The 10,818-nt window shown below is 62.5% G+C and carries 10 protein-coding genes; 1 reads left to right on the top strand and 9 read right to left on the bottom strand.

Features of this window, described 5'->3' with window-relative positions:
* Nucleotides 1–321, top strand: a 321-nt coding sequence (locus NA637_RS14925) for a ferritin-like domain-containing protein (RefSeq protein WP_272889117.1), incomplete at its 5' end; no start/stop codon positions are given.
* Between the two features lie 84 nt (nucleotides 322–405).
* Here NA637_RS14925 and lpxC read toward each other — a convergent pair.
* From lpxC to murD, 9 genes are all read right to left on the bottom strand, one after another.
* Nucleotides 406–1,317 carry a UDP-3-O-acyl-N-acetylglucosamine deacetylase gene (lpxC, locus tag NA637_RS14920; RefSeq protein WP_256073195.1) on the bottom strand — a complete coding sequence of 304 codons (912 nt, stop codon included), beginning with the start codon at nucleotides 1,315–1,317 and terminating at the stop codon, nucleotides 406–408.
* A 111-nt stretch (nucleotides 1,318–1,428) separates the two neighbouring features.
* On the bottom strand, nucleotides 1,429–2,616 hold the full coding sequence (gene ftsZ / locus NA637_RS14915) for a cell division protein FtsZ (RefSeq protein WP_256073194.1): 1,188 nt from the start codon (nucleotides 2,614–2,616) through the stop codon (nucleotides 1,429–1,431).
* A gap of 47 nt (nucleotides 2,617–2,663) precedes the next feature.
* Nucleotides 2,664–3,911: a cell division protein FtsA gene (gene ftsA, locus NA637_RS14910; protein ID WP_256073193.1), complete on the bottom strand. Its 1,248-nt coding sequence runs from the start codon at nucleotides 3,909–3,911 to the stop codon at nucleotides 2,664–2,666.
* A 12-nt stretch (nucleotides 3,912–3,923) separates the two neighbouring features.
* Nucleotides 3,924–4,781, bottom strand: a complete 858-nt coding sequence (locus NA637_RS14905) for a cell division protein FtsQ/DivIB (RefSeq protein ID WP_256073192.1) — start codon at nucleotides 4,779–4,781, stop codon at nucleotides 3,924–3,926.
* A gap of 3 nt (nucleotides 4,782–4,784) precedes the next feature.
* A complete protein-coding gene (locus NA637_RS14900) occupies nucleotides 4,785–5,729 on the bottom strand; it encodes a D-alanine--D-alanine ligase (RefSeq protein WP_256073191.1) in 945 nt (314 codons plus the stop codon).
* Nucleotides 5,726–7,186: a UDP-N-acetylmuramate--L-alanine ligase gene (murC, locus tag NA637_RS14895; RefSeq protein ID WP_256073190.1), complete on the bottom strand. Its 1,461-nt coding sequence runs from the start codon at nucleotides 7,184–7,186 to the stop codon at nucleotides 5,726–5,728. Before murC ends, NA637_RS14900 begins: the two co-directional genes overlap by 4 nt.
* Nucleotides 7,179–8,249: an undecaprenyldiphospho-muramoylpentapeptide beta-N-acetylglucosaminyltransferase gene (gene murG / locus NA637_RS14890; RefSeq protein WP_256073189.1), complete on the bottom strand. Its 1,071-nt coding sequence runs from the start codon at nucleotides 8,247–8,249 to the stop codon at nucleotides 7,179–7,181. The genes murC and murG overlap by 8 nt, the downstream gene beginning before the upstream one ends.
* A complete protein-coding gene (gene ftsW / locus NA637_RS14885; RefSeq protein WP_256073188.1) occupies nucleotides 8,239–9,471 on the bottom strand; it encodes a putative lipid II flippase FtsW in 1,233 nt (410 codons plus the stop codon). Before ftsW ends, murG begins: the two co-directional genes overlap by 11 nt.
* Nucleotides 9,471–10,814: a UDP-N-acetylmuramoyl-L-alanine--D-glutamate ligase gene (gene murD / locus NA637_RS14880; RefSeq protein ID WP_256073187.1), complete on the bottom strand. Its 1,344-nt coding sequence runs from the start codon at nucleotides 10,812–10,814 to the stop codon at nucleotides 9,471–9,473. The genes ftsW and murD overlap by 1 nt, the downstream gene beginning before the upstream one ends.
* Between the last annotated feature and the right edge of the window lie 4 nt (nucleotides 10,815–10,818).

Here is a 10,818-nt window from a genome sequence, read left to right as displayed (position 1 = left end):
GAGTTCCTCGAGCACGCCAATGAAGAACAAGAGCACGCCGACCGTCTGGCCGAACGCATCGTTCAGCTCGGTGGTGCCCCGGACTTCAACCCGGACAGTCTCACTGAGCGCGCCCATGCGCAATATGCCGAGGGAAACGGCCTGCGAGACATGGTGTTCGAGAACCTCGTGGCGGAGCGCATCGCGATCGACAGCTACCGCGAGATCGTCCAATACATCGGGGATAAAGACCCAACTACGCGGCGCATCTTCGAGGACATCCTCGCTCAGGAGGAAGAGCACGCCGACGACATGGCCGGTCTGCTAGATGGAATGAACTGACGTACGCAGCTGTGGCTGCCCCAAAAAAAAAGGCCACCCAATAACCCAATATAGGTGGCCTCAAAAAAGGAAAGAGAATGCAGCTCAGCCGGCCGCTGCCGGACGCATGTAGGAGATCGGTGCGGTCTGGGACGCTTCGAACGTCACCATTTCCCACGCATCCTTCTGCTCCATCAAGGTGCGCAGCAAACGGTTGTTCAAGGCATGTCCGGATTTAAAGCCGCGGAATTCGCCGATCAGGCTGGTACCCAGCAAGTAAAGATCACCAATTGCATCGAGAATCTTGTGTTTCACGAACTCGTCCTCATAGCGCAGGCCGTCTTCGTTAAGCACATGGTCTTCATCGACCACGATGGCGTTTTCGACGCTTCCACCCAGGGCCAGGTTGTGCGAGCGAAGGAACTCGATGTCGCGCATGAAACCGAAGGTTCGCGCACGGCTGACTTCCTTGACGAAGGAAGTACTGGAGAAATCCACGCTGGCGGTCTGGGTGCGACCGCGAAAAACCGGATGGTCGAAATCGATCTCGAAACTCACCTTGAAGCCTTCGAATGGCAGGAATGTGGCGCGCTTGTCGCCATCCTCCACCGAAACCTCGCGGATGATGCGGATGAACTTCTTGGGCGCGTCCTGCTCCTGCAGTCCGGCCGATTGAATCAGGAACACGAAGGGCCCGGCGCTACCGTCCATGATCGGCACTTCCGAGGCGGAAAGCTCGACATAGGCGTTGTCGATGCCCAGCCCAGCCATCGCTGAAAGCAAATGCTCCACCGTATCGACTTTGACGTCACCGCTGACCAGCGTAGTCGACATGGTCGTCTCGCCAACATTCTCGGCCCGCGCGGCAATCTGCACAGGCGGGTTGAGATCGGTGCGACAGAACACGATTCCGGTGTCCACGGGAGCCGGCTTCAGGGTGAGGTAAACCTTCTCACCCGAGTGCAGGCCGACGCCAGTGGCGCGAATGATGTTCTTCAAGGTGCGTTGTCTGATCATGGCTTGTTTTCGCTAGTACACTGTTGCGAATGGTTTCCAACAAAGGCGGCGATCATAGCAGAACCCAACTTTGCTGAATACCAATCACCCCGATAGCCCCGATAAACCCAATCAATCAGCCTGACGACGCAAGAACGCCGGGATGTCCAGGTAATCCAAGTCCTCCTGAGGATTCATCTTCGCCGCGGTAGCCGCTGCGTGGGCCTGATTACGCATCACGGTCGGGCGGTCCAGGTCACGATAGTTCACCGCAGCCTGATCCTGGCGCGCGCCTGAGGCGGCCTGGGGCGCGACGGCTGCAGTCTGCAGGATATTGTCCACAGCCTTGACCGGCTTCTCTTTGCGCGGTCCGAGACCCGTGGCCACAACCGTCACGTGTAGCTCCTCCAGCATATCGGGGTCGATCACGGCACCGACCTTGACGGTCGCCTCGTCGGAGGCGAACGCCTCGATGATCTCACCCACCGCAGCGTACTCGCCCAGGGAAAGGTCCAGACCAGCGGTAATATTGACCAGAATGCCACGCGCGCCCTGCAGGTTGACGTCTTCCAGCAGCGGGTTGCGGATCGCAGCTTCGGTGGCCTCGCGAGCGCGGTTCGGACCGGTGGCACAACCAGTCCCCATCATGGCCATGCCCATCTCGCCCATGACCGTTTTAACATCAGCGAAGTCGACATTCATCAGGCCCGGACGCTGCATGATGTCGGAGATGCCGCGCACGGCACCGGTGAGCACATCGTCAGCCTTGGCGAAGGCGGAAAGCAGACTCGCATCCTTGCCGAGGATGGTCAGCAGCTTTTCGTTGGGGATGGTGATCAGCGAGTCGACGCACTCGGACAGCTGGCGAATGCCTTCGTCGGCGACCTGCATGCGACGGCGGCCTTCGAACGGGAACGGACGGGTCACGACCGCAACGGTGAGAATGCCCATTTCCTTGGCCACCGAGGCGATGATCGGCGCGGCGCCGGTGCCGGTACCGCCACCCATGCCGGTGGTGATGAATACCATGTCGGCGCCCTGCAACACCTCGGCGATGCGCTCGCGGTCATCCATCGCGGCCTGGCGCCCGACATCAGGATTGGTGCCGGCGCCCAGCCCCTTGGTAATGGCCGAACCCAACTGCAGTACGGTCCGCGCTTCGATTTTCTTCAGCGCCTGAGCATCGGTGTTGGCGCAGATGAATTCCACGCCTTCAACGTTGTTGCGCACCATGTGATTGACGGCGTTGCCGCCGCCTCCGCCTACTCCAATGACCTTGATCACTGCATTTTGCGGGGTATGATCTACGAGTTCGAACATTTCCCTCTCTCCTTCCAGCTTTCTAGTTTTAGGTACAGCCGCACTGCTCAGAAATTGCCCTGGATCCAGCTCTTGAGCCGGTCCACGACAGATGTTTTGGGTTCTTCGGCGAAATTGCCGAGACCGGACAGGGATGCGCCGTCGGTCTGCTTGCGCATCCCGTACAGCAACAGGCCCACGGCCGTTGAATAGATGGGATTGCGGACCACGTCCGCGAGTCCTTTGACGCTATGAGGTACGCCGAGGCGCACCGGCATGTGGAAGATTTCTTCTGCGAGTTCGACGGCGCCTTCCATCTTGGCTGTACCGCCTGTGAGAACGATCCCCGCCGGAACCAGATCCTCGTAGCCGCTGCGACGCAACTCGGCCTGAATCAAGGTGAAGAGCTCGTCATAGCGCGGCTCCACGACTTCGGCCAGAGCCTGACGTGAGAGTTCCCGCGGCGGCCGCTCGCCGACGCTCGGTACCTTGATGGTCTCACCGGGCCCCGCCAGCTTGGCCAGTGCGCAGGCGTAGCGGATCTTGATCTCCTCCGCATACTGAGTCGGCGTGCGCAGCGCCATGGCGATGTCATTGGTGACTTGGTCACCTGCGATCGGAATGACAGCGGTGTGCCGGACAGCGCCTTCGGTGAAGATGCAGATATCGGTCGTGCCGCCACCGATATCCACCAGGCAGACGCCCAGCTCTTTCTCGTCATCGGTCAGCACGGCATGGGCCGAGGCGAGCTGTTCCAGGATGATGTCGTCAACCTCCAGACCACAACGGCGTACGCACTTTTCGATGTTCTGCGCCGCATTGACCGCACAGGTGACCACATGGACCTTGGCTTCCAGGCGTACCCCGGACATGCCCAGGGGTTCGCGCACGCCCTCCTGGTTATCGATCACGTAATCCTGCGGTAGCGTGTGCAGCACCCTCTGATCGGCCGGGATCGCCACAGCCTGTGCAGCGTCGAGCACACGTTCGAGGTCGGCGCTGCTGACTTCACGATCACGGATGGCAACGATGCCGTGCGAGTTGAGGCTGCGGATATGGTTGCCAGCCAGGCCGACGAACGCAGAGTGGATGCGGCAGCCCGCCATCAGCTGAGCTTCTTCAACGGCGCGCTGGATCGACTGAACGGTGGACTCGATATTGACCACCACGCCTTTTTTCAAGCCACGCGACGGATGGGTGCCGATCCCGACGATCTCGAGCTCGCCATCGGGCGTCACTTCGCCCACCAGCGCCACCACCTTGGAGGTGCCGATATCGAGACCGACGATCATCTTGCCGCTTTGCACGCTAGACATGTGTTTCATTCCTCAATTCTTCGCAACGACGGCTTCGTCCGTCGCGGTCGGGCTCGGCTCCCGCCACGCAACGGCCAGGCCGTTGGCGTAGCGAAGGTCGATCCGCGCAATTTTGTCGCTCTCCTGCGCCAGCTCTTGCTGGTAGATGGCAGTGAAGCGCCGCATTTTTTCGATTATCTGGTCTCTTCCCAGGAGCAGCTCAACGCCCTGCTTGGTCGTCGCGAACCAGCTGCCCCGCGCACGCAACTCCAGGCGGGCGATAGAAAAACCGAGCGGCCGCAGCATCTGACTGAGCATCTGATACTGCTGCATGACCCGTTGCTGGGCCCGCTTCGGACCATACAATTGCGGCAAGTGTTCATACCGTGTCAGATCATTGGGCGCGAAGGCCTGACCGTTGTTGTTCAGTAGCGCCTCATCGCCCCAGCGAGCGATAGGCAGCTGTTCGTCGAGCCGCACCATGATCTCGTCAGGCCAGATCCGGCGCGCCTCGACACGTGCGATCCACGGCATTTGCTCAAGGTCGCGACGCAAAGCGTCGAGATCAACCTTGAAGAAACTGGCCTCGACGAACGGCGCCATGCGTGCCTGTACCGCCTGTTGATCGACATAGGTCAGCTCGCCCCGCACGCTGACCTTGGCGATCGGCCGGTCGGCATAGGGCGCAAGATGGCCGCCCAGTTGGTAAAGCCCCACGACCAGGACCAGCAACAGGACCGGCCACAGGGCACGCTTGAGCGAACCCAGGCTCGGCCGCTGCAAGCGCGCCGAAAGCGGCTCGCGCTGTACCAGGCGGCTCGCACCCCGCTGTACCGGCTGGCGTGAAGCGCGGCCGGTGGCGGGTTGAGTGTGACGCAGCGTGGTGATCATCGATCAGTTCCCCATCGCCAGGCTGGCATCCAGAATTGCCAGCACCAGTTGCTGGAAATCCAGCCCTGCTGCCCGCGCAGCCATTGGCACCAGGCTGTGATCGGTCATGCCCGGCACGGTATTGACCTCCAGGAGCCAGAAGGCACCCGCGTCGTCCTGCATGACATCGACCCGCGCCCAGCCCTGGACACCCACTGCTTCGCAGGCGCGAGCGGACAGGTCCTTCAGCTCCTGTTCTTTGGCCGCATCCAGCCCGCAAGGAATCCGGTACTGGGTGTCGTTGGCGACATACTTCGCGTCGTAGTCGTAGAAGCTGTGCGGCGTGCCCAGAGCAATCGGTGGGAGCACCGTGCCGCGCAGGGTGGCGATAGTGAACTCCGGCCCCTGGATCCATTGCTCGACCAGCACCTGCGAGTCGTAAGCACTCGCGCCGCGCCAGGCAGCGATAAGTTCGGCGACACCGCCGACCTTCGCCATTCCGATGCTCGAACCCTCATGCGCCGGCTTGACGATCAGCGGAAACCCCAGGCGATCGGCCGCGGCCCGGCAATCAGCCTCGCTGGCCAGCACGGCATGCCGCGGGGTCGGCAGACCGAGGCTCTGCCATACCTGCTTGGTGCGCAGCTTGTCCATGGCCAGGGCCGAGGCAAGGATGCCGCTGCCGGTATAAGGAATGCCGGCGCACTCGAGCAGCCCTTGCATGCTGCCGTCCTCGCCGCCACGCCCGTGCAGCACGATAAAGGCGCGATCAATGCGTTCGCTGCTCAACCGAGCCAACAGATGATCGTCAACGTCGATGCCGAACGCGTCGACACCGGCCGCTTGCAAAGCCGCGAGCACTGCCGCTCCAGACTTCAGCGAGACCTCGCGTTCGGCGCTCTTGCCACCGTAGAGCACGGCGACCCGGCCGAACGCCTGGGGGGCACGGGTCGATTGCAGGGCCCTCATTCGCTCTTCCTCGTGGCGCTCGCAGCGCCAGCAAACAGTGGACTGTTGATGAGTTGCGGAGCCAACCCGCCGATGTCGCCGGCGCCCTGGCACAGCAGAATGTCGCCCGGACGCAGCAGCGGCTTGACCAACGGAGCCAAGTCGACACCACGCTCGATGTAGATCGGGTCGAGTTGACCGCGCTGGCGGATGCTGTGGCACAGATGGCGGCTGTCGGCGCCAGGAATAGGGTCCTCGCCGGCTGGATACACCTCCATCACCAGCAACACATTCGCGTCGTTCAACACCTGCACGAAGTCGTCGTACAGATCCCGCGTGCGGCTGAAGCGGTGCGGCTGGTAGACCATGACCAAGCGACGCTCGGGCCACCCGCCCCGGACGGCCTGGATCACGGCGGCCACTTCACGTGGATGATGACCGTAATCGTCGACGAGCATCACACTGCCGTCTTCGACTGGTAACTCGCCGTAAACCTGGAAGCGCCGGCCGACCCCACCAAACTGGGACAAGCCCTGGACGATCGCCTCGTCGTCGATGCCCTCGTCAGTGGCGATGGCGATGGTTGCCAGGGCGTTGAGTACATTATGGTTGCCCGGCATGTTGACCGACACATCGAGCGCGCCGAAGCCGTCCCGCAGCACCGTGAAATAGGTGCGCATCCCTTCCTGACGAACATCGATCGCCCTTACGTCGGCATCTTCACGCATGCCGTATGTAGTGATAGGGCGTCCCACCTGCGAAATGATCTCGCGCACCACCGGGTCGTCGACACACAGCACCGCCAGCCCGTAGAACGGCAGGTTGTGCAAGAACTCGACGAAGGTCTTCTTCAGCTTGCCGAAGTCACCGCCATAGGTGCTCATGTGGTCGGCGTCGATGTTGGTGACGACAGCGACCATCGGCTGCAAATGCAGGAAACTGGCGTCGCTTTCATCGGCCTCGGCAATCAGATACCGGCTGGAACCCAGCTGGGCGTTGGTGCCAGCCGCGGTCAGGCGGCCGCCGATCACAAAGGTTGGATCCAGCCCACCCGCAGCAAACACAGACGCCAACAAGCTGGTAGTGGTGGTCTTGCCATGGGTACCGGCTACGGCAATGCCATGCCGATAGCGCATCAGCTCGGCGAGCATCTCGGCGCGCGGCACGACCGGTATTCGCTGCTCGAGCGCAAAGGCCACTTCCGGATTGGAAGCGTTGACCGCGCTGGAAACCACCAGTACATCAGCCCCAGCGACGTTCCCAGCCTGATGACCGATGAAAATGTGCGCGCCGAAATTCTGCAGACGCTCGGTGCTGGCCGAGGTTTTGAGATCCGAACCGGAAACGTCGTAACCCAGGTTCAACAGCACTTCGGCGATGCCGCACATGCCAACGCCACCCACCCCGACGAAGTGAATCCGGCGGATGCGGCGCATGCGCCGTACTTCGGCTTTGACCGCCGCCGGGGACTTAGCCATGGGCCACCTCCAGACAGGTATCGACGACGGTTCGGGTGGCGTTCGGCCGAGCCAGGCGACGTGCCGCGGCGCCCATGGCCTTGAGTTTTTCCGGCTGCATCATTACCTCGGTCAACTGCGCGGCCAGGGCGGCAGCATCGGTTTTTGCCTGAGGGAGAAGAACGGCGGCGCCTTCCTTCGCCAGATATTCGGCGTTACGGGTCTGGTGGTCATCGATCGCGTGGGGCAGTGGCACCAGAAACGAAGGCAGCCCGGCAGCCGCCAGCTCGCACACCGTCAGCGCGCCGGAACGGCAGATCACCAGATCGGCCCAGGCATAAGCCCGCGCCATATCCTTTATGAACGGGGCAACCTCAGCGTCGACACCCGCCGCGCCATAGCGCTCTTGAGTAATCTCGGCGTGCTGCTTGCCCGCCTGATGGAAGACCTCCGGACGCAGCTCGCCAGGCAGCTGGGCGAGCGCCTCCGGCAACAGCTTGTTCAGCGGTTCAGCACCCAGGCTGCCGCCTAGCACCAGCAGCCGTGGGCGGCGGCCGAGCAGCGTCTGTCTCGGCGTCTCGAGAAACAACTCATGGCGCACGGGATTACCGGTGGTGCGACGCTTCGAGCTTGCGCCGAATGTATTCGGAAACGCCTCGCAGACGCGCTGCGCAAAGGGCACCAGGCTGCGATTGGCCGTTCCGGCGACAGCGTTCTGCTCGTGAATCACCAAGGGGACCCCTGCCAACCTGGCGGCCAGCCCGCCCGGGCCCGTCACGTAGCCGCCAAGCCCGAGCACACAAACCGGACGGAGTTCGCGGATCACGCGCCGCGCCTGACCCAGCGAGCGCAGCAGCTGGAACGGCGCCTTGAGCAAGGACGCCAGTCCCTTGCCACGCAATCCGCTCACCTGAATCAGGTGCAGCGGCAACCCAGCCGCAGGCACCACTTCGTTTTCGATGCCTCGCGGCGTGCCCAGCCAGTGCACGCTATAGCCGCGGCTCTGGAACTCGTGAGCGCAGGCCAACGCCGGGAAGACATGTCCCCCGGTTCCGCCCGCCATGATCAAAACATTACCGCCCATGCGCGACCCCCTTGCCCTGGGGTGCAGGCGCCTCGGCAAAATCCTCTTCGCTGAATTCGGCATCTTCACTGCCCAGCACCGTGCGGCTTTCCCACTCGATGCGCAGCAGCAAGGCCATGCTGGCGCAGGTCACCACCAGCGAGCTGCCGCCATAACTCAGGAACGGCAAGGTCAGACCCTTGGTCGGCAACAGCCCGATATTCACGCCAACGTTGATCAGGAACTGACCGAGCCAAAGGAACGCAACGCCCCAGGCGATGTAGGCAGCGAAGAACTGACGCGCCCGCTCGGCCGCAAGCCCGATGTACAGGGCGCGAACACCAACGAAAGCGAACAGCAGGATGGTCAGCAGCGCGCCCACCATACCCAGCTCTTCGGCGAGCACGGAAAAGACGAAATCGGTATGCGCCTCGGGCAGATAGAACTGCTTTTGCACGCTGTTGCCGAGACCGACACCCAGCCATTCACCACGCCCAAATGCGATCAAGGCCTGCGTCAGCTGGTAGCCCGCACCGTACTGATCGGCCCAGGGATCGGTGAAGGTGATCAACCGCTGCAGTCGGTACTCCTGCGTCTGTACCAGAACGAACACCGCACCGACAGCGAGCAGAACCAGCAGGCTGAATCGAACCAGGCCGACGCCCCCGAGGAACAGCATGGCGACCGCCGCACCCATCATCACCACGGTTGCCCCAAAGTCCGGCTCAAGCAGGAGCAGCATGGCCATGGGAAGCAAAACCAGAAACGGCTTGAGGAAACCCCACAGGCTTTCGCGGACCTCTTGCTGGCGGCGCACCAGATAACCGGCGAGGTAAACCACGACGAACAGCTTGGCCAATTCCGATGGCTGCAGGTTGAAGGCGCCGAAGCCGATCCAGCGCATGGAACCGTTCACCTCGCGACCGATGCCTGGAATCAACACCAGGATCAACAGCACGAAGGCGCCGATCAGCAGCATCCAGTCCATCCGCTGCCAGGCTGAGAGGGGCAGCAACAGGACCAAGGCTGCGGCACCAAGCCCGAGCAGGAGGTACACCAGGTGGCGGATCATGTAATACATGGGATTGCCGGCATTCACCGCCGCGACTTCGGAGGACGCGGACGTGATCATGACCAAGCCAAGGCCCAACAACGCCAGGCAGCCGGCGAGCATCGGGAAGTCGAGGTCCAGACCGCGACGGCTGAACAGGGGCGAAGGCGCACTACGCAAGAATGCCAGCATCAGCTGAGCGCCCCCACCGCGGCGGCGAACTGACGTCCGCGATCTTCGAAATTCTCGAACATGTCGAGACTGGCACAGGCCGGCGACAGCAGCACCGCATCGCCGGGCTGGGCCAGCTTGGCGGCCAGCTCTACGGCGTCCTGGAGTGTCTGGACGCGGTGGATGGGTGCAGCCCCTTCAAGCGCAGCCGCGAGCTGCCGAGCATCGCGCCCCAGCAAGACAACGGCGCGGCACTGATGCGAGACCGGACTGTGCAGGGCCGAGAAATCGGCGCCCTTGCCATCACCACCGGCGATGAGCACCAACTCACCCGTGATGTCGCTGCCCAGCCCATCGATTGCGGCCAGAGCAGCTCCGACATTGGTCGCCTTCGAATCGTCGTAGTAGCTAACGCCCTTGCGCTCACCGACCCATTGGCAGCGATGGGCCAGCCCGCCGAAGTTTCGCAGGGTCGTCAGCATCGGCTCGAACGGGAGGCCGACAGCGTGACCGAGAGCCAAGGCCGCCAGCGCATTGGACTGGTTATGCGCCCCCGGCATCTTCAATTGGTTGGCCGGCATCAGTGCATCGAACTGGAAGGCGAGATACTTCTCGCCGTTTTCCTCGAACAACCCGAAGCCCTTGAAATCAGGCTTGCCGAGACCGAAGGACCAGCTGGGCAGATCATCTGCAACCAGCGGCCGACTGAGGCGATCGTCACGGTTGATCACAACCTGGCGTGCGCCGCGGAATATACGATGCTTGGCCTGGTGGTAGGCCGGCAGCCCGTCGTAGCGATCCATGTGGTCTTCACTGATGTTCAGACAGGTGGCGACCTCCGCATTCAGCTGATCCGTCGTCTCCAGCTGGAAGCTCGACAGCTCGAGGATATAGAGTTCGACATCGTCATTGAGCAGATCCAGCGCTGGCGTTCCGAGGTTCCCGCCGACCGCCACCTTGCGCCCGGCCGCAGCCGCCATTTCGCCGACCAGGCTGGTCACCGTGCTCTTCGCGTTCGATCCGGTGATAGCCACGATTGGCGCCATGGCTTCGCGCGCGAACAGTTCGATGTCACCGGACAGCTTCACTCCGTTGGCCGCGGCGGCCTGCAATGCCGGCGTGCTGAGCGGCAGGCCCGGACTTACCAACAGCTCGCTGGCGCGACTGAGGAACCGCGGATCGAGCGCGCCACACCGAACCTCGACATTCGGGTACAGCGCTTGCAGAGTGCCCAGCTCCGGTGGGTTCGCACGCGTATCGGCGACGGCAAACGGCACCCCGCGACTCGCCAGGTGGCGAACCAGGGACATGCCGCTCTTGCCGAGACCGACGACGATGCGGAACTGATCGGAAGCGATGAGCACTCTT

The organism is Stutzerimonas stutzeri (assembly GCF_024448935.1).
Classification (GTDB): Bacteria; Pseudomonadota; Gammaproteobacteria; order Pseudomonadales; family Pseudomonadaceae; genus Stutzerimonas; species Stutzerimonas stutzeri_AO.
The sequence above is the reverse complement of the archived record's forward strand: the minus strand, read 5'-3'. Positions and strand labels throughout refer to the sequence as shown.